This window comes from Pandoraea sp. NPDC087047 (assembly GCF_044745225.1).
Classification (GTDB): Bacteria; Pseudomonadota; Gammaproteobacteria; order Burkholderiales; family Burkholderiaceae; genus Pandoraea.
On record NZ_JBIUZU010000007.1, the window covers coordinates 292,723 to 313,464 of the forward strand.

19 protein-coding genes and 1 tRNA gene are annotated in these 20,742 nt (G+C 63.5%); 8 read left to right on the forward strand and 12 right to left on the reverse strand.

Annotated features, from left to right (window positions below; all coding sequences use genetic code 11):
• Positions 1-127: 127 nt before the first annotated feature.
• The 6 genes from ACIPHM_RS15670 to ACIPHM_RS15695 all read right to left on the reverse strand — a co-directional run bounded on the left by ACIPHM_RS15670 (position 128) and on the right by ACIPHM_RS15695 (position 4,887).
• Positions 128-1,123 carry an amidohydrolase family protein gene (locus ACIPHM_RS15670; protein WP_400329762.1) on the reverse strand — a complete coding sequence of 332 codons (996 nt, stop codon included), beginning with the start codon at positions 1,121-1,123 and terminating at the stop codon, positions 128-130.
• 73 nt (positions 1,124-1,196) lie between these two features.
• Complete coding sequence (locus tag ACIPHM_RS15675) at positions 1,197-1,748, reverse strand: 3-hydroxyanthranilate 3,4-dioxygenase (protein WP_400329765.1); 552 nt, start codon at positions 1,746-1,748, stop codon at positions 1,197-1,199.
• A gap of 69 nt (positions 1,749-1,817) precedes the next feature.
• Positions 1,818-2,252 carry a RidA family protein gene (locus tag ACIPHM_RS15680; RefSeq protein ID WP_400329767.1) on the reverse strand — a complete coding sequence of 145 codons (435 nt, stop codon included), beginning with the start codon at positions 2,250-2,252 and terminating at the stop codon, positions 1,818-1,820.
• A gap of 83 nt (positions 2,253-2,335) precedes the next feature.
• On the reverse strand, positions 2,336-3,808 hold the full coding sequence (locus tag ACIPHM_RS15685; protein WP_400329770.1) for a 2-hydroxymuconic semialdehyde dehydrogenase: 1,473 nt from the start codon (positions 3,806-3,808) through the stop codon (positions 2,336-2,338).
• Between the two features lie 187 nt (positions 3,809-3,995).
• On the reverse strand, positions 3,996-4,562 hold the full coding sequence (locus tag ACIPHM_RS15690; protein ID WP_400329772.1) for an SRPBCC family protein: 567 nt from the start codon (positions 4,560-4,562) through the stop codon (positions 3,996-3,998).
• A gap of 58 nt (positions 4,563-4,620) precedes the next feature.
• Positions 4,621-4,887: a hypothetical protein gene (locus tag ACIPHM_RS15695; protein ID WP_400329774.1), complete on the reverse strand. Its 267-nt coding sequence runs from the start codon at positions 4,885-4,887 to the stop codon at positions 4,621-4,623.
• Positions 4,888-5,190: 303 nt separating this feature from the next.
• Between ACIPHM_RS15695 and ACIPHM_RS15700 the strand changes: the two genes are divergently transcribed.
• The 6 genes from ACIPHM_RS15700 to ACIPHM_RS15725 all read left to right on the forward strand — a co-directional run bounded on the left by ACIPHM_RS15700 (position 5,191) and on the right by ACIPHM_RS15725 (position 11,115).
• Positions 5,191-6,234: a LacI family DNA-binding transcriptional regulator gene (locus ACIPHM_RS15700; protein WP_400329776.1), complete on the forward strand. Its 1,044-nt coding sequence runs from the start codon at positions 5,191-5,193 to the stop codon at positions 6,232-6,234.
• A 235-nt stretch (positions 6,235-6,469) separates the two neighbouring features.
• Positions 6,470-7,483, forward strand: coding sequence for an extracellular solute-binding protein (locus tag ACIPHM_RS15705; RefSeq protein WP_400329779.1), 1,014 nt, complete (start codon positions 6,470-6,472; stop codon positions 7,481-7,483).
• A 74-nt stretch (positions 7,484-7,557) separates the two neighbouring features.
• Positions 7,558-8,382, forward strand: coding sequence for an ABC transporter permease (locus ACIPHM_RS15710; protein ID WP_400329782.1), 825 nt, complete (start codon positions 7,558-7,560; stop codon positions 8,380-8,382).
• Positions 8,383-8,387: 5 nt separating this feature from the next.
• A complete protein-coding gene (locus ACIPHM_RS15715) occupies positions 8,388-9,191 on the forward strand; it encodes an ABC transporter permease (protein ID WP_400329785.1) in 804 nt (267 codons plus the stop codon).
• A gap of 45 nt (positions 9,192-9,236) precedes the next feature.
• The gene (locus ACIPHM_RS15720) at positions 9,237-10,280 is read left to right on the forward strand and encodes an ABC transporter ATP-binding protein (protein ID WP_400329788.1); all 1,044 of its coding nucleotides are present in this window, start codon (positions 9,237-9,239) and stop codon (positions 10,278-10,280) included.
• Between the two features lie 7 nt (positions 10,281-10,287).
• On the forward strand, positions 10,288-11,115 hold the full coding sequence (locus ACIPHM_RS15725; RefSeq protein WP_400329790.1) for a phosphodiesterase: 828 nt from the start codon (positions 10,288-10,290) through the stop codon (positions 11,113-11,115).
• Positions 11,116-11,224: 109 nt separating this feature from the next.
• On the opposite strand, the gene hmpA is transcribed toward ACIPHM_RS15725, so the two are convergent.
• The 3 genes from hmpA to ACIPHM_RS15740 form a co-directional block, all read right to left on the reverse strand.
• Positions 11,225-12,427 carry an NO-inducible flavohemoprotein gene (hmpA, locus tag ACIPHM_RS15730; protein ID WP_400329792.1) on the reverse strand — a complete coding sequence of 401 codons (1,203 nt, stop codon included), beginning with the start codon at positions 12,425-12,427 and terminating at the stop codon, positions 11,225-11,227.
• A 235-nt stretch (positions 12,428-12,662) separates the two neighbouring features.
• Positions 12,663-14,255 (reverse strand): hypothetical protein, encoded by a 1,593-nt coding sequence (locus ACIPHM_RS15735; protein ID WP_400329795.1) that lies wholly within the window; start codon positions 14,253-14,255, stop codon positions 12,663-12,665.
• Between the two features lie 370 nt (positions 14,256-14,625).
• Complete coding sequence (locus ACIPHM_RS15740; RefSeq protein WP_400329797.1) at positions 14,626-15,702, reverse strand: hypothetical protein; 1,077 nt, start codon at positions 15,700-15,702, stop codon at positions 14,626-14,628.
• Between the two features lie 255 nt (positions 15,703-15,957).
• On the opposite strand from ACIPHM_RS15740, the gene ACIPHM_RS15745 reads away from it, so the two are divergent.
• Positions 15,958-16,638, forward strand: coding sequence for a DUF1415 domain-containing protein (locus ACIPHM_RS15745; protein ID WP_400329799.1), 681 nt, complete (start codon positions 15,958-15,960; stop codon positions 16,636-16,638).
• Between the two features lie 208 nt (positions 16,639-16,846).
• On the opposite strand, the gene ACIPHM_RS15750 is transcribed toward ACIPHM_RS15745, so the two are convergent.
• The 3 genes from ACIPHM_RS15750 to ACIPHM_RS15760 form a co-directional block, all read right to left on the reverse strand.
• A tRNA-Thr gene (locus tag ACIPHM_RS15750) sits at positions 16,847-16,922 on the reverse strand.
• 201 nt (positions 16,923-17,123) lie between these two features.
• Positions 17,124-18,137 (reverse strand): class 1 fructose-bisphosphatase, encoded by a 1,014-nt coding sequence (locus ACIPHM_RS15755; protein ID WP_400329802.1) that lies wholly within the window; start codon positions 18,135-18,137, stop codon positions 17,124-17,126.
• Between the two features lie 162 nt (positions 18,138-18,299).
• The gene (locus ACIPHM_RS15760; RefSeq protein WP_039402605.1) at positions 18,300-19,583 is read right to left on the reverse strand and encodes an aspartate carbamoyltransferase; all 1,284 of its coding nucleotides are present in this window, start codon (positions 19,581-19,583) and stop codon (positions 18,300-18,302) included.
• A gap of 135 nt (positions 19,584-19,718) precedes the next feature.
• Between ACIPHM_RS15760 and ACIPHM_RS15765 the strand changes: the two genes are divergently transcribed.
• Positions 19,719-20,645 carry a LysR family transcriptional regulator gene (locus ACIPHM_RS15765; RefSeq protein ID WP_400329806.1) on the forward strand — a complete coding sequence of 309 codons (927 nt, stop codon included), beginning with the start codon at positions 19,719-19,721 and terminating at the stop codon, positions 20,643-20,645.
• The last annotated feature ends 97 nt before the right edge of the window (positions 20,646-20,742 follow it).

The following is a 20,742-nucleotide window of genomic DNA, read 5'->3' on the forward strand; positions in this document are numbered from 1 at the left end:
CAGGCCAGGTGCGTCGGACTATTTCAAATAGTCAAAATTGTTTAAGCATCAAATATTTTAGTGCCCAGCCTAAACGACGCTTTTTGCGTAGGCAAGCATTTTTAAAAACACCTCGGGAAAGCACCAGTTACAGACCGAAGAACGCTCGGGCGTTCCCGGCCAGCATGCGGTGGCGCGCGGCTTCGTCGAGCCCCGGCTGTTCGGCTACCAGACGGCCGATGTCCTGCTCGCCGAGCGGGAACGGGTGGTCCGAGCCGAGCATGATGCGCTCCACGCCCATCGTGTCGACGAGCAGGCGCAGGGCGCGCGGGTCGAAGACGGCGCTGTCCACGTAGAACCGGTCCAGATAGTGCGACGGCGGGTGCGGGCTGTCCGCGCGCACGATGTCGCGGCAATGCCAGGCGTTCTCGGCCCGGCCCAGCAGATACGGGAAGGCGCCGCCGCCGTGGGCGAAGCACAGCTTGAGCGAGCGCGGCAGGCGCTCGAACGCGCCCGAGAGGATCAGCGAGAGGATCGAGAGCTGCGTCTCGGCGGGCATGGCCACGAGCCACGGCATCATCCACTTTTTCATGCGGCCGTCGGTCATCATGTCCCACGGGTGCACGAGGACAGGGATGTGTTCCTCGCCGCAGTGCCGCAAGAACGCCACGAGTTGTTCGTCGTCCAGATCTTTTTCGTCCAGATGGTTACCGATCTGTACGCCGACGTGACCGGTGGCCTTGGCGCGTGACGCTTCGGCGCAGGCCAGATCGAGGTCTTGCAGGGGCACCTGTGCCATCGCCTTCAGGCGCGTGGGTGCGTAAGCGCAGTGCTCCAGCGCGAGATCGTTCATGCGCTGCACCCAGTCCATGACCGCGTGTCCGTCGTAGCGGTAGCCGAACATGATCGGCGTGGCGCACACCACTTGCAGGTCGACGCCGTGACGGTCGAGCTCTTCGATACGCAGCGAGGGGTCCCACAAAGCGCGGTAGACCGGACGGAAGGCGCGATTGTCGAGCATGATGTTGCCGGTCTCGCCGCCCTCGTCGATGCGCAGCCAGGGCGCGGTCGCGGCGTCGAGACGGGCCGCTTCTTCCTGCGTGATGCGCGGGAAGAAGTGGGCGTGCATGTCGATTTTGTTCATAACGTGATGTGTGAGGTTCAGAGGGCGGCGTGATGAGGGCCAAGGCACGCTAAATGTCGCTATGACACGCGCGTCAGGCCGGCGCAGCGGTGGTCCTGGGTTGCGCGGCGCGACCCGGATGGATCTCGCCGCAGCTCGGGCAACGGCGTAGCGACTCGTTGCCGTAGAACGCTTCGAACAGCGGCGGCAGGTCGGTCACGATGCTCTTGAGCTGCACCTCCACACGATGCACCTGCGTGCCGCAGTTCAGGCAGTACCACTCGAAGCCGTCGAGCAGACCGGCGGGACGCTGACGCTCGATGACGAGGCACAGGCTGCCTTCCTCGGGCCGCTGCGGCGAGTGCCGCACATGCGGCGGCAACAGGAAGATGTCGCCCTCCTTGAGATCGACGCGTTGCGCCCGGGCGTCGATCCACAGGTTGACCCAGGCATTGCCCTTGAACTGATAGAAAAACTCCTCGAGCGGATCGTCGTGATAGTCGGTGCGGTGATTCGGTCCGCCCACGACCGTCACGATGAAATCGCTGTCCTGCCAGACCTGCTGGTTGCCGACGGGCGGCTTGAGCAGATGCGCGTGATCGTCGATCCAGCGCTGGAAATTGAAAGGCTTGCCATACGTCAACATGCTGTCTCCCGGTCATGCCGCGTCAGGTGGAGGTTCGAGGCTTGAGGGGGCGCTATCGATTCGATCGATTCAGCGCGCCCGCGGTGCGTAGGCCACGCACTTGATTTCGATCAGCAGCAGCGGATGCGGCAATTGGTGGACGGCCACCGTGGTGCGTGTCGGGCCGTTCTCGTCGAAATATTCGCCGTACACCTCGTTGTAGCCGCCGAAGTCATTCATGTTCACAAGGAACGAGCCGACTTCGACAACGTCGGCCAGGGTGGCGCCTTCGCTCGCGAGAATATCGCGAATGTTCTCGATGACGGCGCGCGTTTGCTCGCGGATGTCGAGTTGCGTCACGCCCAGCGCATCGACCTGAGCCCCGGCGTAGGAGTTGTCGGGACGGCGCGAACTGGTGCCGGAGACAAACAGGAAATCGCCCGCGCGTTTGATATGCGGGAATTTGCCGCGCGGCTTGGCTTTGCCTTCGACCACACGGGCTTGCGTTTCTTGCGATGCGCTCATGAATTCAGTCTCCGTTGTGCTTTAGCGGGATGGCGCGTGGGTGCGGCAGTCTCGACCCTCATCGACACTGCCGCACCGTCGCCTCACAGCTTGATACAGATGTTGGTGATTTCGGAATAAAAGTCGAGCGAGTGGCGTCCGCCTTCGCGGCCCAGTCCGGAGAGCTTCACGCCGCCGAACGGTGTGCGCAGGTCGCGCAGGAACCAGGTGTTGACCCACACGAGCCCCGTCTGGAACTGACGCGCCACCCGATGCGCGCGCGACAGGTTCGTCGTCCACACGCAGCCGGCGAGGCCGTAGTCGCTGTCGTTGACCCGGCGAATCACTTCGTCCTCGCGGTCGAACGGGGCAACGTGGCACACCGGTCCGAAGATTTCCTCGCGCACGCAGCGTGCCGTGTCGGGCAGGCCGGTCCACACCGTAGGCTGGACGAAGGCGCCTTCGTCGCGCGCGTCGCCAAAGGCAGGCACGCCGCCGCCGGTCACGACCGTCGCCCCTTCTTCGACGGCCAGACGGTAGTACGAGAGCACCTTCTCGCGATGCTTGCGAGACACCAGCGGTCCCATCTGTACGCCGGGGGCGTCGGGTGCATCGATGCGCAGGGCGGCGGCGCGCTCGGCCAGCGCGGCGACAAAGCGCTCGAAGATCGGCCGTTCGACGTAGACCCGCTCCGAACACAGACACACCTGACCGGCGTTGGTAAACGACGAGCGCACCACGCCGTCGACCGCCTTGTCGAAATCGGCGTCCGCGAACACGACGGCGGCGTTCTTGCCGCCGAGTTCGAACGAGATTTCCTTCACACCGTCGGCCACGGCTTTCATGATGGCGCTGCCCGTGCGCGATTCGCCGGTGAAGGTGATGGCGGCAACGTCCGGATGTTGGGTGAGGAATTCGCCGGCCGAGTCCGGGCCGAAGCCGTGCACAAGGTTGAAGACGCCAGGTGGCACACCGGCCGCGTCCATCACTTCGGCGAGCAACGTGGCCGAGGAGGGCGTTTCTTCCGAGGGCTTGGCGACCACGCAATTGCCCATCGCCAGCGCGGGGGCGACCTTCCACGTGAACAGCAGCAGTGGCAGATTCCACGGCGAGATGATGCCGATCACGCCGAGCGGCTTGCGCGTGACGTAGTTCATCACGTCGCCGCCCTCGGCCGCGCGCATCTCGTACATCTCGCTGCCGGCGGTCTTCACGAGGTCCGCGAACATGCGGAAGTTGGCGATGCCGCGCGCGATGTCCAGCGTGCGCGCCTGTTCCTCGGGACGGCCGGTGTCGGCCACCTCGGCGGCAACGAAGTCGTCGAAGCGTGCCTGGATGCCGTCGGCGATGCGGTGCAGCACGGCGGCGCGCTCGGCGGGCGTGGTTTTGCCCCATGGGCCTTCGTGCAGTGCGCGCCGGGCCGCGCTGACCGCGCGATCGACGGTGGCGGCGTCGGCTTCGCACACCTTGGCGACGAGCCGCCCGTCCACCGGGCTGACGTTATCGAACTGGCGATCGGTGCCAACGAAGGCGCCATCCACGTAATGCCGCAGCAGCGGCGCAGTCGCAAGGCTCACGAGATCTCCTGGAGCAGAGGGTTTTGCGGACCGGCGGGCGAGGTGATGGTCGTCTTGACGTGAGATCTACCGCCGGATGCCCTCAGTCTAGGCATCCGGATATATAAAAAATAATGAAATCTATTGAATCGTCTATTCCTGAATGGAATAGCTGAGAGGGTTCACGACGGACACTGGCGCGAGGGGCTCAGTGGTGGGGGTCGTGACTGACGCGGGTGCGAGCTTCGCGCAATTGGCGCGGGTCGCGTTCCTCGCCGATGGCCGCGGGCGGCAGGTCGGTATCGAGGCATTCGACCAGATGGGCGTTGAGCACGGCGGCAAGGCCTTCACCGCCGCGGCGCATCACATAGTTGTGATTCCAGCGAAACAGCGGCCGGGCGAGCGGCGCGAGCTTGTTCATCCAGACGCGTTCGGTGTGCACGTCCCAGGCATAACGCACGACGGTGATCGAGCCTTCCTGATCGAAGCGCCAGACGCCGGTGCCCTGCGCCTGCCCGGTGGCGACGGAGCGCACCTCGCGCATCGGGTCGATGTGGGTGATGCGGGTCTCGAATGTGAGCGAATAGGGCAGCGCACCGTGCCAGGTCAGCTCCCTGACGGCGCCCACGCCGTCGGCGTCGCCCGTGTCCAGGGTGCGCACTTCACGCACACATGGCCACCACCGCGCCCAATGGTCGACATCGCGAAGCGTGTCCCAGACTTCGTTAAGCGGAGCGGTCAGCCGCCACAAGGTGAGGAAGTGATAATCGTTCATGGCCGTTCCCGGTCGTGGAGGAGTGGGGTGCCGTCTTGCCCCGGCAAAAAGGGGGAATTTAAGTATAGGCGGCATCCTCGCTCTCGTGCCGATCGTCCAGCGTCAGCGCTTTCAGAATGATGAAGGCGGGCACGTCCGCGCAGCGAACGACCTCTGTCGACACGCCCCCTGCGTCAAGCAACTCGCCGGTGACGGTGCATTCCTGAAACCCGTCATGCACGAGGCCGGCGTACCGGATCGTCGGGGCGGAGATACGTTCGGCATCGACGGTAACGAGGCGTCCCGGCTGAACAGTGCCCGCATCCCGAAGGAATTCCACGAGCACCGTGATTTGCGCGTCGACCGTGCGCTGCCAACGCCACGATGAAGGTTTTCCGTCACTGCAAATTATAAAATTTCACTGAAGGCCATCGAATGATTCAGCGCGAGTCACATCCTGGCCGCTTTGCGGCAACGCCGGTCGTTGGCCTCCGCCCCGCTGCACCAAGCGGCATCGAAATATTCCGTGTCACGAATTCATCACAATCCATCCATAGAATCCCGAAGTGAAAACGTTTTCGTAAACGTTTACATTTGCGTAAAATCCGTCAACGTCAAAAATCGACGTCCAGAACAAGAGGAGCAGGGAGTGGCAGATATTCGGGATGTGGCGCAGCGTGCAGGGTGTTCGATCGCGACAGTGTCGCGCGCGCTCAATTCGCCGCAACTGGTGCGTCCCGAGACGCTCGCCCGTGTGCAGGCGGCCGCTGCCGAGCTCAAGTTCCGCCCCAACGCGCTCGGTCGCCAGTTGCGCGGCGAGCGTACCGGCCTGATCGGCGTGATGCTGCCCACGCTCGGCAACCCGGTCTTCGCCGACTGCCTGGAAGGCATCGAGGCGGCCATCGACGGCACCGGCCGTCGCCTGCTGCTCGTCACCACCCAATACGACCCCGAGCGTGAGCGCAATGCCATCGAGACATTGCTGCAACAGCGTGTGGATGGCCTGCTGCTAACGCTGGCCGACGCCGAACGCAGCGCGCTCGTCGACGATCTTGCCGCCGAAGGGGTGGCGTGCCAACTCGTCTATAACGACGCGCCGGAGCGTCCGTGCGTGTCCGTCGACAACCGGGCGGCCGCCGCGCAGGGCGTGGCCATGCTGATCGAGGCGGGGCATCGCGACATCGTCATGGTGACGGGGGCGCTGCATGCGTCCGACCGCGCGAAGCGTCGTTATCTCGGCTATGGCGACGCCATGCAAGCCGCGGGTCTCACGCCGCTGCCGGCCTTCGAGATCGATTTCAACAGCGGGGCACGCGGTGAGCGGGTTCGTGAATGGCTGGCGCAGCGCGAGCGCGACGGCGCGCGTCCCACGGCACTGTTCTGCTCCAACGACCTGCTGGCGCTCGGTGTGATGCGCGCGCTGCGCGAAGCCGGTCTGCGTGTGCCGGACGACATCTCCGTGCTCGGCTTCGACGGCCTGGCGGTGGGTGAATTGCTCTCGCCCACGCTCGCCACCGTCGTGCAGCCCAGCGTAGACATCGGCCGTCATGCCGCGCAGCGATTGCTCGCGCAGATCGATGGACGCACGGGCACGGCGCCTTCACCCGATGCTTCACTCAGCCACGCGCTGATTCTGCCGCACGAGATTCGCCGCGGCGGCACGGTGTCGGCACCGCCGCGCAAGCCGCGGTGAGGCAGTCGAGAAACCGTTTTTGAAGTCTTCGCCGTACCAAAGAAATAGTCGGAAATAGCAAGAAAGCATCAAGAAAGCAGCAAGGAAAGTGGCCGACGACTGGCTCCGCAAAGAGAGTTCAGCGCAGGCCGAGGCAATCAGGCATCCGGCCGCAAGGCCCGTACCAGACTGTAGAGAACGTAACCTGCGGCGGCACGAGCGTGCCGCCAACGCTCAGACTTTCAGGAGCCCAGAAATGAAGCTTTGGATTACCCGCGCCGCTCGCACGCTGGCGTTGTTCACCTTGCTCGGCGCTGGCGCCGCGCATGCCCAGCAGACCGCCATCTGCTACAACTGCCCGCCGGAATGGGCGGACTGGGCCGGTCAGGTCAAGTCGATTGCGCAGGACACCGGCATTCGCGTGCCGCTCGATAACAAGAACTCGGGCCAGGCAGTCGCGCAGCTGATCGCCGAGCAGAAGGCCCCGGTGGCCGACATCGTCTATCTGGGCATCACCTCGGCCATCGAAGCCGCGAAGAAGGGCCTGCTCGCGCCGTACAAGCCGGCGAACTGGGATCAGGTGCCCGCCAACCTGAAGGATCCGAACGGCATGTGGACGACGATCCACTCCGGCACGGTCGGCTTCTTCGTGAACCGCGACGCCCTGGAAGGCAAGCCGGTGCCGCGTTCGTGGGCCGACCTCCTCAAGCCGGAATATCGCGGCATGGTGGGCTATCTGGACCCGAGCAGCGCATTCGCCGGCTACGCCGCCGCGATTGCCGCCAACCAGGCGCTCGGCGGTTCGATGGACAACTTCGGCCCGGCCATCAGCTTCTTCCAGAAGCTCAAGGCCAACGCGCCGATCGTCCCGAAGCAGACGGCCTACGCCCGCGTGCTCTCGGGTGAGATCCCCATCCTGATCGACTTCGACTTCAATGCCTACCGCGCCATCTACAAGGACCGCGCCAACGTGCAGTTCGTGATTCCGAAGGAAGGCAGCGTGTCGCTGCCGTACGTGATCGCGCTGGTGAAGAACGCGCCGCATAGCGACAACGGCAAGAAGGTGATCGACTACACGCTGTCCGACAAGGGCCAGGCACATTGGGCGCAGGCATTCCTGCGTCCGGTGCGCGCAAGCACGATGCCGGCCGATGTGGCTGCCAAGTTCCTGCCGTCGACCGATTACGCCCGCGTGAAGCCGGTCGATCTGCAAAAGCTCGCCGCACAGCAGGACGCGTTCGGTCAGCAGTACCTGAAGAACGTGCGCTAAGTCGTTAGCCGCACACCGTACGTAACGTAAATACCGTACACAACGACCAACGAGGAAGAGGAGCAAAGCAAGCGATGCGTGACCTGACTTTGCCGCGCGGCTGGCGCGTGGCACTTCTGCTACCGGCACTGGCGGTTTTTCTGGCGTTCTGGCTACTGCCGATGGCCGCACTTGTGCAGGTAAGCGGCGACGGTCACGCGTTCGAGACGTACCGCGCCATTCTCACCAATGCGCGTTATCTCGACAGCCTGTGGCAGACCGTGGTGCTCTCGGCACTGGTCACTTTGGCCACGCTGGCGTTATCGCTTGTGGCGGGCCTCTTCCTCACCCGTCATGACTTTCCGGGTAAGTCGGCACTCGTGTCGATGCTTACCCTGCCGCTGGCGTTCCCCGGCGTGGTGGTCGGTTTCATGGTCATCATGCTCGCGGGGCGTCAGGGGCTCATCGGCGACCTGACGTCGAAGCTCTTCGGTCACAAGCTCGTGTTCGCGTATTCGCTCGCGGGCCTGTTTATCGGCTATCTGTATTTCTCGATTCCGCGCGTGATTCTGGCCGTGATGGCCGCCGCGGAGTCGCTCGATCATTCGCTCACGGAAGCGGCGTCGTCGCTCGGCGCCGGGCCGTTCGCCATCGCCCGCGACGTGACGTTGCCCGCACTGGCCCCCGCGCTGATCGCTTCGGGCGCGATGTGTTTTGCGACTTCGGTGGGCGCTTTCGGTACGGCCTTCACGTTGGCCACCGATATCGACGTCTTACCGATGACCATCTACACCGAGTTCACGCTCAACGCGAATGTGGCGACGGCGGCGGCCCTCTCGGTGATTCTCGGCATCGTCACGTGGGCGGTGCTCATGCTCGCGCGTAATTTCGCTGGGCAGGCTGTCGCCGCCGGAGGTTGATCCGCATGCTCAAGAAAACCCTTTTCACGCTGCAGTTGCTGCTCACGCTGCTGATGTGCGCGTTTCTGTTGATTCCCGTGGGAATGTCGATTCTCGCCGGGCTGTCGGTGAATTATTTCCGTGGTCCGTCGGCCGGCCTCACATTCAAGTGGGTGATTCAGGTCTGGCAGGACTATCACGACGCGATTCTGAATTCGCTCTACGTCGGCGCCGCCACCCTCGTGGTGGTGGCGCTGATCGGTGTGCCCGCCGGTTACGTACTTGCCCGCTGGCAGAGCCGCATGGCGCGCTGGATCGAAGAGCTGCTCACGCTGCCGATCGCGCTGCCGGGGCTGGCGAGCGCGCTGGCGTTGATCAGCGTGTACGGCGGCATGCGCGGGTTTCGCGAGAGCCTCGCGTTCATCGTGGTGGGGCACGTGATCTTCACGCTGCCGTTCATGGTGCGCGCCGTGGCCGCGGCGTGTGCCGACTCACGCATCAAGCTGATGGAAGAGGGCGCGGCAAGTCTCGGGGCGAGCTTCCTGCGACGCTTCACGACTGTGGTGCTGCCCAACATTCGTAGCGAAATCGTGGCGGCCGCGCTCATCGTGGTGACGCTCTCGCTCGGCGAATTCAACCTGACGTGGATGCTGCATACGCCCGATACCAAGACGCTGCCCGTGGGCCTGGCGGACGCTTACGCGTCGCTGCGCCTGGAGATCGGCAGCGCCTACACGGCGGTGTTTTTCGTGCTGATCGTGCCGCTGCTCATCGTCATGCAGATGACGGCTCAGCGCACGAAAGTCCGCAATGCGCGCGGGCGCACCTGATGACACGGTTGCGCTGCACGCACACCGAATGCCAAGGATATGACGATGAAACTGACCTCCATCCCCATTCATCTTGAACGCTGTGCCAAGACGTTTCACGGCAACACCGTCCTGCAACCGCTCGATCTGACGATCGGCGCGGGCGAGACGCTGGTGCTGCTCGGCCCGTCGGGCTGCGGCAAGACGACGACCCTGCGCATGATCGCCGGGCTTGAACGTCCTGACGCGGGGGGGCGTGTGCGCTTCGGCGACGAAGACGTCACGCGTCTGCCGATCGAGAAGCGTCGCGTAGGCATGGTGTTCCAGAACTACGCGCTGTTCCCGAACTTCACCGTACGCGGAAATGTTGCGTACGGCCTCAAGTTGCGCGGCCTGCCGTCGGCCCAGATCAACAAGCGTGTGGACGAGTTGCTTGATTTGGTGCATCTCACGCCGTACGCAGATCGCGCAATCGCACAGCTCTCCGGTGGTCAGAAGCAGCGCGTCGCCCTGGCGCGCGCGCTCGCGCCGGAGCCGCGTGTGCTATTGCTCGACGAGCCGCTCACCGCGCTGGACGCCAAGCTGCGCGAGACCGTGCGCGCCGATATGGACCGCCTGCTGCGCGGGCTCGGCGTGACGACGGTGTACGTCACCCACGATCAGGACGAAGCGATGGCGCTGGGCGACCGCATCGTGGTGATGAGCGCGGGCCGCATCGAACAGATCGGCGCGCCGCGCGACATCTACTACCAGCCGGCCTCGCGTCACGTGGCGAACTTCGTGGGTACGCTCAACCGTCTGGCTGGTGTTTGGCGCGACGGTCACTTCCATCTCGACGGCGGGCATTTCGCTTGTCCGAATGTGCGTGCCGATGTGCAGGAACTCTATTTCCGCCCTGAAGACGCCATCGTGGTGCCCGAGGGCGACGCCGCCGTCACGGGACGCATCGAGGAAGTGCAATTTCTCGGCGACCGTACGCGTCTGACGCTTAGTGGGGTGTCGGCCGCAGGCAGCGTGCTGGTCGAAGTTTCGAGCCGTCGCGAGTGCCGCGTCGGCGATAAGGTGGGCCTCTCGCTGGCCGCCGCCCATGTCTTTTCGCTTCACGGATAATCCGCTCATGCTGTTCGCGCAAATCAGCGACCTTCACATCAAACGGCCCGGCAAGCTCGCTTACCGCCGCGTCGATACCGCCGCCTATCTCGAGCGCTGCGTGGCGCGTCTCAATACGCTTGTGCCGCGTCCGGACTTCGTTGTGCTCACGGGCGATCTCGTCGACTTCGGCGCTCGCGAGGAATACGAGCACCTTCGCCGCTTGCTCACGCCGCTGCAAATCCCGTACTACCTCGTCATCGGCAATCACGACGGGCGCGACGCGCTGCGCGAAGTGTTCCCGGAGCATACGTATCTCGGCAAGCCTGGCAATTTCGTGCAGTACACCGCGATGTTCGGGCCGATGCGACTCGTTGCGCTCGATACGCAAGACCCGCCCAATGGCGGCGGGAAGCTGTGCGACGAGCGACGCGATTGGCTTGAGGCCACGCTGTCCAGCGACACGCAGACGCCGACCGTCATCGCCATGCACCATCCGCCCTTCGCGTGCGGTATCGAGCATATGGACGTTCAGGCGCTCGACGCGGCGGATGCGGCGAAGCTGGCGGCCATCGTGCGTCGTTTCGACAACGTGGAACGCGTGATTTGCGGGCATGTGCATCGACCGATTCACACGCGTTTCGCGGGCACCGTTGCGAGCGTGTGCCCGTCGCCTGCGCACCAGGTTGCCCTCGATCTGCGTGAGGGCGGGCCGTCCGCATGGGTGCTCGATCCCCCGGCGTTCCAGTTGCACCGGTTCACGCCGCAGACCGGACTGGTCTCGCATCTCGCCTTCGTGGACGATGCCGGCGGCTCGCACCCGTTCTACGACGCCTCGGGCGCATTGATCGACTGAGGTGTAGCGGCAGCGATGCCGCGTTGAAATACGACAGGGCCCCCGATTGGGGGCCCTGTGCGTTTACCGTTTGCCTTCTACCTGTTTTCTACTGGCGCAAAGACGTGGATCAGAGCAAGTGATCCAGCGCGTCCGGGCCGAAGACCTCGCGATGCATGCGCTCGGCCGGCACGCCGGCGTCGCGCAGGGCACGCCATTGGGCTTGCATGAACGCTGCCGGGCCGCACAACAGGTAGTCGGCGTTCGCGGGCAAGGACAGGCGCGAGATGTCCATGCGGCCTGCAAACGTGTAGTCGACGCCTTCACGCTCACTGGTCGACGGCGTTTCGAAGAATGTCGTGACCCGCAGGTGTGGCAGTTGCGTAGCGGCAAACGCCAGATGACGACGCAACGCAACATGCGAGCTGTTACGTGCGGCGTGCGCAAACAGAATCTCGCGACGCGATCCCTTCGCGGCCAGCGCGCTCACCATCGACATCATCGGCGTGATACCGACGCCCGCGCTCAGCAGCACGAAGGGGTGCGCAGCGTCGAGCGACGGGGTGAATTCGCCGTAAGGCGGGCTCACGAGAATGCGGTCACCCGTCTTCAGATTGGCATGCAGCCAGTTCGAGACCTGACCGGCGGGCTTTGTGCTGCCGGCGTCTTCACGCTTGACGGTGATGCGCCAGTGCGGGGCGTCGGGCGCGTCGGAGAGACTGTATTGGCGGCGCTGTTGCAGGCCGTCCGGTAACGTGACCTGAACGCTCACATACTGCCCCGGTGCGAACTCGCCCGGCGAGCCACCTTCGTGCGTACGCAGGTAGTACGACACCACGTGCTCCGTTTCGCGGTCGACATCGGCCACGACCAGTTCGCGAAGGGCGCCCAGCGGCGCGAGCGTGCGCTCGGACAGACGGGCTTCCGCGGCGATCAACTCACCGGCGAGCAACCAGTAGGCTTCGTCCCAGGCGGCAATCAGTTCGGGCGTCGCGGCGTCGCCCAATACGTCCTTAATGGCGCCCAGCAGATGGCGGCCGACGATCGGGTAATGCGACGGCGTGATGCCGACCGACACATGCTTGTGCACGATACGCTCCAGCACGGGCGCGAGGGCGGCAGCGTTGTCGATGTTCGCGGCATACGCGAATACGGCGGACGCGAGCGACTGCTGCTGCGCACCGTTCGCCTGATTACCCATGTTGAAGAGGTTGCGCAGCTCAGGGTGCGCTTCGAACATGCTCGCGTAGAAGTGACGCGTGATCGCAAGACCGTGCTCACGCAGCACGGGAACGCTTGCGTCGATGTAGGGGCGGGACGCTGCGGAAAGCATGGCAAGACTCCTGTGTTTATAAGATGCAATTTAAATGCATCTTTTTGGGCGCACTGGTGGGTGTCCATCGGCACCGTCGCATCGTCTTGAATCGCTTTGAAAGACCTTGAATGGCCTTGAGCGATGACGGAAGACTCACGGTGCGGTATTCGGTCGCCGGTGCCCCAAGGCTCAACTCGCGACAACAACTTCAGGGGCCCGGCGAGGTGATTATAAGATGCAAACGAAATGCATATTATGTGGCTGCGGCGGAATGTCGCATTGGATGGGCAAGTACCGGTGCTTCATCCAGTGTTTCGGCTCGCGGGGTTCGGTTTTTGCGGTTGGCGACTGACGCTGCCGCTTTCCTGCGTGTCTGGGAGATAAAGGAGAAGCCCGCGCGCACAAAGCGGATGCGCTCCTGGGTCAACATCGCGAGTGGCGTATTTCCGGTAGCGTTGGGTTGCGCGGGGTTGCCGCCGTAGCGCAGCGCCGTATTGAGCATGTAATCCGCGTAGATGGCGTCTGCGGGATAACGCGTGGTTGCGGCAAGGAAGTGCATGAGCGTATTGCCTTCGTACTGCGGCTCGTTGCAGCACGGATGCGTGGCGAGCAGGGCTTCCGCGGCGCCGCAGTAACCGCGCAGCGTCAGCCACAGCACGGGTGGGGTGCCGTCTGCATGCCGTTGCGTCAGATTCACGCCGCGGCGCTTGAGCGACGCCGCGAGTTGGAGCAGCGATTCATGCGGCAGCAGGGGGTCGTGTCCCACATCGCATAACCGCTTCGCTTCGGTCGCGAGGACGGCACTGACCATGGGCAGAAGGCCGTTCTTTTCCTCGGCGGTTTTTGGTTTGGGGTTGGCCACGGTGTACCGCGCTCGTTCGCGTGCCTGCGTGATCATTTTCTGGCTCAGGCGCAAGTATTGGAAAAGGCCATCCGGCAACAGCGATGCGGGCGTGACGCCGGCGAAGTTCGATTGATCGGGATCGCCGCCGTAGCGCAGTGCGAGCGTGAAGAGGAAGAAGGCGGCGAACGAGTACGGCTTGCCTTGCGCGGCAGACGCGAGGTGGTGCATGAGCGTGTTGCCCTGGAGACCGCCGTCGACGGCGTTGCACGTGGCTCCCCCCAACGCGAGCAGAACCTCGGCCGCCCCGCAGTAGCCGTTCAGCGTCAGCAACATGGCAGGGGAAGAACCCGCGCGCGAGGGCTGCGTGAGGTGTGCACCATGCGCTCTGAGCATCGTCCCGAGACGGTAGAGCGAGTCGTGAGGGACCAACAGGTCGTAGCCCTGCGAATGCAGACGGTCGGCTTCTGCGGCCATGGCCGACGCCACCAGTGGCACACCTCTTGACGAGACCTGGTTGGCATCGGCCCCGAATTCAAGCAGCGACGGTAGCCATTCCGGGGCCACGTGGCAGCACAGATGGCATAGCGGGAGATGGACTTCGTTGGGCGCTTCGGACCGGGGGACATCGTTGGTCATGTCGCGCCCGCTGCCGACCAGCACGCTCAGCGCCCGCGCGAGCGGCCCCGTCGGATAGGTGGGAAAGGTCTCGCTCATGATCGCATCGACGAACACGCTGAGGTATCCAGATGGAGATGCCGCGAACTGGAGCCAGAGTTGCAGCCCTTCGTCGCTCAGGAGCAGGTTGGCAATTTCGGGGCGTAGCCGGTCGAGTCGTGAGCGGTCGATGAAGATGCCGGCGCCGTCGAGATTCGCGAGGGTTCTGTTCTCCGCGGGGATGCAAAATAGCGCAGCCATCGAGAAGGCCAGTTCGTCGGCCCGGTCGGGCCTCGCTACCTGACAACTGTCGCGTAGCTGGCGGCCTGCCACGGTGTCCAGGCTCATCAACCTCTCCCATAGGTGTTGTGACGTACATCGCCCTTCACGCCGGGTCCGGAGCAAGCAATCGAGCGTCATTTCTGATGAGGGCGTGGAAGACGGCGAGCCGCAGGTCACGTTGTCGTTGGGGCTGGGCAGAGATGCACTGGGAGAAAGGGGGACGCTGATGGGCATTGACGATGATGCTAGAGGGGACAAAGGCATTTGAGCGTTGCGTAGAGGTAAATGGGTGGGTGGCAGGAAGGGCGCAGTTCGCGGGCATGGGCGACGGCGTTACGTGTGGCGTTGCCTGTCGTCACGATGCGCAGAGGTGACCGAGACGATAGAGATGATGCAGATGATGGAGACGGCCGACGCCGGACGGCGCCAGCGGGGACTAACTGAGCGCTTTGATGCGCCGCAGCGCGGTCTCGCGTGCGATGTGGGCGAGTGAATCGCTGATCATCGGAGAGAGTGGCATTAACGCCGGTATCCAATCGCGTGCGGCGTGTCCTAAACGGTTCACGAGACTCAGATCGCCGCCGTAGCGCGAGGCGGCAATCAGGGTGTAATGCGCGAGTTGGGCGGTGTCATGCCGTCGTGGGTCGTTGCGTTCATGAATGGCGTGAGCCAGATAGTGCATGAGCGTATTGCCGGAGGTGTCGGCGGCGTTCGGATCGGCCCCAGCCGCGAGCAGCGCTTCGGCTGCGCCGCAGAGCCCATGGAGGGTGAGCAGCGCGACCGCCGGCACGCCGCGGCGATTCGGTTGCATCAGATTGCTGCCGTGCCGTTTGAGCAGTTCGGCGAGTTGGCGCAGCGAGTCGTGCACAAGCAAGGGGTCTTTTCCCGCGTTGTGCAGACGCATGGCTTCGGCGCGCATGGCGGCTGCCGCCAGGGGGGTGCCGGTCTGGCTTGCCTGGTTGGGATCGGTGCCGAGTTCGAGCACACGGCGCAGCCATTGCGGTGCAATCTGACTGCACAGATGCGACAGCGGGTTGTACGGTGCGCTGTCGGCCGGGTACGACGGCGTGGCGTCGGTCCGGTCGCGCCCGCACGCCACCAGTACCCGGAGGATCTTGTCGATGCGCGTCTGGTCGTCGGCGAACGCTGGGCCAAAGACGTCCGTGCCGTCGAACAGATCCATATAGGCAGCGGGCTCGGCGGCGTATCGCAGCCAAAGTTGCAGGCCTTCGTTACTTCGCAGCAATGCGGCGTCTTCGCTGCGCAAATGCCGTGCACGTCCAGGAGCGAGGAAGATGCCGGCGTCGGTCAATCGATCCAGGGTGCGTTCCTCCTCTGGCAGGGTGAGCAGCGTCACCATGTCGAGGAACAGCGTTCCGTTCGATGAGGCGCTTTCGCAGGCGTCTCGTAACTCGCGACCCGCAGCGGTTTGCGCGTCGACCAAGGTGAGGCGGATGTCTTGCGGGCGGTGCGTCGATGAGGGAGCAATGGCGAGCAATTCGTTCAATGTCATCGCGGCCAGCTGTGTGCTGTCGGCAGGCGCGGGCGGTGCCGCGTGGCCATCGTAGGTGCCGGGGGCGAAAGAGGTAGCAGATGAGATGCCGGGCATGGTCGTTGAGCACTTGGCGGAGGAAAGGCCGCATGGTTGCGCACATCCCGGACGCCGGTTTTGGCATTTGCGCCGCGAGGTTATCGATCACGGGCATGCCGATGCGAGCGGGAGGCGAATTACAATGCCGTATTCATGAATCATCGCCACGTTTTTCGTATGCCGGACAAAACCATTCCTGCCGCCGGATCGACCCCCGACCCGGTGCAGACCCAGGACAATGAAGCCGTGATTGCGGCGACGCGTCATTGGCTCACACGCGCCGTGATCGGGTTGAATCTTTGCCCGTTCGCGAAGGCGGTGCACGTCAAGGATCAGATCCGCTACGCAGTGAGTGCGGCACGTGATATGGAGGGCGCGTTGCTCGATCTTGAACACGAGTTGCGATGGCTGGTCGACGCCGATCCGCAGGTGGTCGACACGACGCTGTTGATCCTGCCGGGCGCACTACTCGACTTCCACGAGTACAACGACGCGCTGTTCTTCGCGCAGCGCATGCTCAAGCAGTTGCATCTCGAAGGTGAGATGCAGATTGCGAGCTTTCATCCAGACTATCAATTCGACGGCACGGATCCCGACGACGTGGAGAATTTCACGAATCGCTCACCGTATCCGATTCTGCATCTGCTGCGCGAGACGAGCATCGACCGCGCAGTGGAAGCGTTCCCCGAAGCCGAAACGATCTACGAACGTAACGAAGCCCTGATGCGCAAGATGGGCGCGCAGGGATATCACGAATGGATGGCGCAGCCCGCCGAGGATGAGGACGGTGCGAACGATAACGCTATCGAAGGTGGTGCGAGCGCTACGGCAGGAAAGGTGGGGAAGGTGGACGAGTGAAGGATGACGAGCCGGCGATGCGCTGATACCGCATCGCCGACGTTCGAGGGGAAGGGCGCGTGCGGGGAATGCGGTCGAGGATTCGATCCCTTTCTCCGGTCCCGGCGGACGACAAAAACAAAAAAGCCGCACGACATATTCGGGCGGCTTTTTTGTTGACTGCTTAGTACTTCGTCTTGCTTGCATGACCAGGGACTTAGGAAGTCGCTGGTGCCGGAGAGAGGAATCGAACCCCCGACCTTCTCATTACGAATGAGCTGCTCTACCGACTGAGCTACTCCGGCGCTGCGAAGAAGTGAGATAATAGCAGACTTTCTCTATTTGTCACTACTTTTTTCAAAGATTTTTCGCTGCGTCTGCCGCTTGTCTGCGCGAGTCGCGCGTAAATCATTGAAATTTCGGGAATCCTGCGCTTCGCCGTCGCAAAAAATTTTGCGGAATTTTTTGCGGCATCCCGCCAGTTTCGCGACGACGATCCCGCGACCTTACTTCGCGTCCGCTTCGTGGTGATAACCGGTCACGCGCTCGACTTCGTTCTTCGAGCCAAGGAACACCGCCACGCGCTCGTGCAGCTTCTGCGGCTGAATGTCCAGAATGCGCTGCACCCCGTTCGTCGACGCCCCCCCCGCCTGCTCCACCAGGAAGCTCATCGGGTTCGCTTCGTACATGATGCGCAGCTTGCCCGGCTTATCCGGATCGCGCTTGTCTGCCGGGTACATGAACACGCCGCCGCGCGTCAGAATGCGATGCACGTCCGCCACCATCGACGCGATCCAGCGCATGTTGAAGTCCTTGCCGCGTACGCCTTCCTTGCCTTGCAGCAACTCGCCGATATAGCGCTGCACCGGCGGATACCAGTGGCGCTCGTTCGACATGTTGATTGCGAACTCCTTGGTGTCTTCCGGAATGCGCATGCCTTCCTGCGTGAGCACCCACGAGCCCATCTCACGATCCAGCGTGAAGCAGTTCACACCGTGGCCCGTCGTCAGCACCAGAATCGTTTGCGGACCGTACACCGCGTAGCCGGCCGCAACCTGTTGCGTGCCCGGTTGCAGGAAGTCCTTCTCGGTCGGGTCCGTCACGCCGTCTGGGCAACGCAGCACCGAGAAGATCGTGCCGATCGACACGTTCACGTCGATGTTCGACGAGCCGTCGAGCGGATCGAACATCAGCAAGTATTCGCCCTGCGGATAACGGTTCGGAATGTGGAAGACGTCTTCCATCTCTTCGGACGCCATGGCCGCCAGATGGCCGCCCCATTCATTCGCCTCGAGCATGATCTCGTTGGAGATGACGTCGAGCTTCTTCTGGACTTCGCCCTGCACGTTCTCGCTGCCGGCGCTGCCCAGCACGCCACCCAGCGCGCCCTTGGATACGGCATGGCTGATCGACTTGCACGCGCGCGCGACGACTTCGATCAGCAGACGCAGCTCGGCAGGAATGTTGTTGAATTCCCGCTGCTGTTCGATGAGATATTGGGTAAGGGTCTTGCGCCGCATGTGGGCCTCCGGAAAAGCAAAAAAAGCGTACCTATTTGAATATGGACGCAATTTTACTCGTAAAGCGACACTGCCCCCGCGAAAAATCCTTGGGGGCAGTGCAATATCGGATGGGAGAGGATAGCGTCTCGGAAATGTCCGAGACGCTCGATGCTTACGCGATCAGTCGAGGCCGTCGAACAGCGCGTCGTCCGGACCGATGTGCGACGGCGAGCGCCAGGCGGCGTCGCGCATGCTGTGCTGAACTTGCTTGTCCACGCCGAGCAGGATTGCGAAAATCGCCATCCGCACGGGAATGCCGTTGTCCGTCTGACGGAAGATCGCCAGACGCGGATCGTGATTCAGATCCGTCGACAGATCGTTGGCGCCCGGGCGGCTGTCGCGCGGCAGCGGGTGCATGATGATCGTACGGCTGTCGCAATACTGGTTGATCAGCGCTTCGTTGATCTGGAAGTCCGGCGTGTAGCCCTCGATCGCTTCGTCGGCGAAACGCTCCTTCTGGATGCGCGTCGCATAGACCACGTCGGCGCCCGCGAGATCGGCGAGCGAGTTGCTCTGCACGATCACGTGACCGTTCTGCGAGATCTGATCGAGAATGTACGTCGGCATTTCCAGCGACGGCGGCGAGATCAGCGTGAACTTCAGGCCGCGATACAGCGCGAGCAGCTTGATCAGCGAGTGCACCGTGCGGCCGTAGCGCAGATCGCCGACCATGGCCACGTGGGCGCCGTCGACCAGCTTGCCCAGGCGCGAGAATTCGCGGCCGATGGTGTACAGATCGAGAATCGCCTGGCTCGGGTGTTCGCCCGGACCGTCGCCGCCATTGATGACGGGGATGTTCGTGGCGCGCGCGAATTCGGCGACCGAGCCCTTTTCGGGGTGACGCACGACGAGTGCGTCGACGTAACCGCTCATGACACGGCTCGTGTCGTAGATCGATTCGCCCTTGGCCATCGACGAGAACGTGAAGCCGGTCGTGTCGCACACCGAGCCGCCGAGACGGCAGAAGGCGGAGCCGAAGCTCACGCGGGTGCGGGTGCTGGCTTCGAAGAACAGGTTGCCGAGCACGGCGCCTTCGAGCACACGCGAGATCTTCTGGCGGCGCGCGATCGGTTGCATGATGTCGGCTACGTGGAACAATTCTTCGAGCGAGTCGCGCGAGAACTGGTCGACGGAGATCAGATGCGGCTTGCCGTCCAGTCCCATGCGTTCGCGCAATGGCTTGTGTGCGCTTTGCGTAGATTCTGCGGACGGCGCTTCGCGACCTAGAATTTCCCCGACGAATTTCTCTACGATGCTCGGCATCGTGCGATATTCGCTCGAGTCTTCCGGCAGCAGCCAGGTGTCGAGGGCGCGCCGGCGAACGCCGATGCGCTCGGCGAAGGTGTCGCGGGTCATGTTCAGGCGACGCATCGCGTCGCGCAGGAAAGTCTGCTGTGCACTCATGGTCGGGTCGGCAGGGCTGTGTACGCGATGCGTATAATAGGCGTCGATTCGTTGTTTGTCCAGCAAAAGACGTGCCCCTTGCGGGGCCGCGCCAGCCGGGCGTTTCCGGCATTTCCGGTGTATTGCCGTACGGGTATGGAAAACCTTCTCCGCAAGCTCGATCTCACTTCTTTGCGCCTTTTCGTGGCCGTCTGCCAGGAGCGGAGCATGGCGCGCGCCGCCGAGCGCGAGTTCATCGCGCCCTCGGCCATCAGTCGCCGCATTGCCGACATTGAGGCGATCGTGGGCCTCTCGCTCATCCAGCGTCATCAGCGCGGTATTACCGTCACGCCAGTCGGTGAGACGGTGCGCCGCTATGCCGAACGTATTCTGGGCACGATCGAGTCGCTGGGCGCCGAGTTGTCCCAATTTCATGAGGGGGCGCGCGGCAGCGTGCGCATTGCGGCGAATTTGTCCGCCATCGTGCAGTTTCTGCCGGAAGACCTTGCCGCATTCGGCCGGGTTTTTTCCGCCGTGGACGTCGAGCTCGACGAACAACACAGCAACGAGGTGCTTCAGCGCGTAGCCGAGCGGGCCGTGGACGTGGGTATCTGCAACGCGCTCGAGGGCATCGAGGCTTTCACGATGGTGCCGTACCGTCGCGACCGGCTCGCCGTGATTCTGCCGGTGGGGCATCCGCTGGCCGCCCGCACCGGGGAAATTCCGTTCTCGGCGTGTGTGGGCGAGACGCTTGTCGGCCTTCAGGGCAACAGCGCGCTCACGCAGTTGTTGCGTCAACAGGCGAGCGCCGCGGGCGAGTCGCTGAGGATCAAGATTCGCGTTTCCAGCCTCGACGCCCTGTGCCGCATGGCGCACGCGGGCCTTGGTATCGCCATCGCGCCCGAGCAGGTCGGCCAGTTGTACGTGGGCAAGCTCGACGTGGTGGTGCGCCCGCTGACCGACGAATGGGCGCATCGCCAACTGTGGCTTGTTTTTCCCTCGCGTGAGCAGTTGAGTGCGACGGCGTCCGCCGTGGTCAATTTCCTGGCGCAGGGGCAAGGGCAGGGCGCGTTGGACGCATAACCGGCGGCGGTACTCCCCGGAGCGCGCGCCGCCTGTGGCCCTTCGCAATCTGTCACGCCGGGCTTGCCGAGACGGCACGACAGGGCGATGACGCGGC

Bases quoted from the DNA above. Each gene is read 5' to 3' on its own strand.
- ACIPHM_RS15740 (WP_400329797.1), bottom strand. From the start codon at position 15,702: ATGACATTGAACGAATTGCTCGCCATTGCTCCCTCATCGACGCACCGC.
- ACIPHM_RS15670 (WP_400329762.1), bottom strand. From the start codon at position 1,123: ATGAACAAAATCGACATGCACGCCCACTTCTTCCCGCGCATCACGCAG.
- hmpA (WP_400329792.1), bottom strand. From the start codon at position 12,427: ATGCTTTCCGCAGCGTCCCGCCCCTACATCGACGCAAGCGTTCCCGTG.
- ACIPHM_RS15745 (WP_400329799.1), top strand. From the start codon at position 15,958: ATGCCGGACAAAACCATTCCTGCCGCCGGATCGACCCCCGACCCGGTG.
- ACIPHM_RS15715 (WP_400329785.1), top strand. From the start codon at position 8,388: ATGCTCAAGAAAACCCTTTTCACGCTGCAGTTGCTGCTCACGCTGCTG.
- ACIPHM_RS15675 (WP_400329765.1), bottom strand. From the start codon at position 1,748: ATGTTGACGTATGGCAAGCCTTTCAATTTCCAGCGCTGGATCGACGAT.
- ACIPHM_RS15735 (WP_400329795.1), bottom strand. From the start codon at position 14,255: ATGAGCCTGGACACCGTGGCAGGCCGCCAGCTACGCGACAGTTGTCAG.
- ACIPHM_RS15680 (WP_400329767.1), bottom strand. From the start codon at position 2,252: ATGAGCGCATCGCAAGAAACGCAAGCCCGTGTGGTCGAAGGCAAAGCC.
- ACIPHM_RS15710 (WP_400329782.1), top strand. From the start codon at position 7,558: ATGCGTGACCTGACTTTGCCGCGCGGCTGGCGCGTGGCACTTCTGCTA.
- ACIPHM_RS15690 (WP_400329772.1), bottom strand. From the start codon at position 4,562: ATGAACGATTATCACTTCCTCACCTTGTGGCGGCTGACCGCTCCGCTT.
- ACIPHM_RS15720 (WP_400329788.1), top strand. From the start codon at position 9,237: ATGAAACTGACCTCCATCCCCATTCATCTTGAACGCTGTGCCAAGACG.
- ACIPHM_RS15765 (WP_400329806.1), top strand. From the start codon at position 19,719: ATGGAAAACCTTCTCCGCAAGCTCGATCTCACTTCTTTGCGCCTTTTC.
- ACIPHM_RS15705 (WP_400329779.1), top strand. From the start codon at position 6,470: ATGAAGCTTTGGATTACCCGCGCCGCTCGCACGCTGGCGTTGTTCACC.
- ACIPHM_RS15725 (WP_400329790.1), top strand. From the start codon at position 10,288: ATGCTGTTCGCGCAAATCAGCGACCTTCACATCAAACGGCCCGGCAAG.
- ACIPHM_RS15760 (WP_039402605.1), bottom strand. From the start codon at position 19,583: ATGAGTGCACAGCAGACTTTCCTGCGCGACGCGATGCGTCGCCTGAAC.
- ACIPHM_RS15755 (WP_400329802.1), bottom strand. From the start codon at position 18,137: ATGCGGCGCAAGACCCTTACCCAATATCTCATCGAACAGCAGCGGGAA.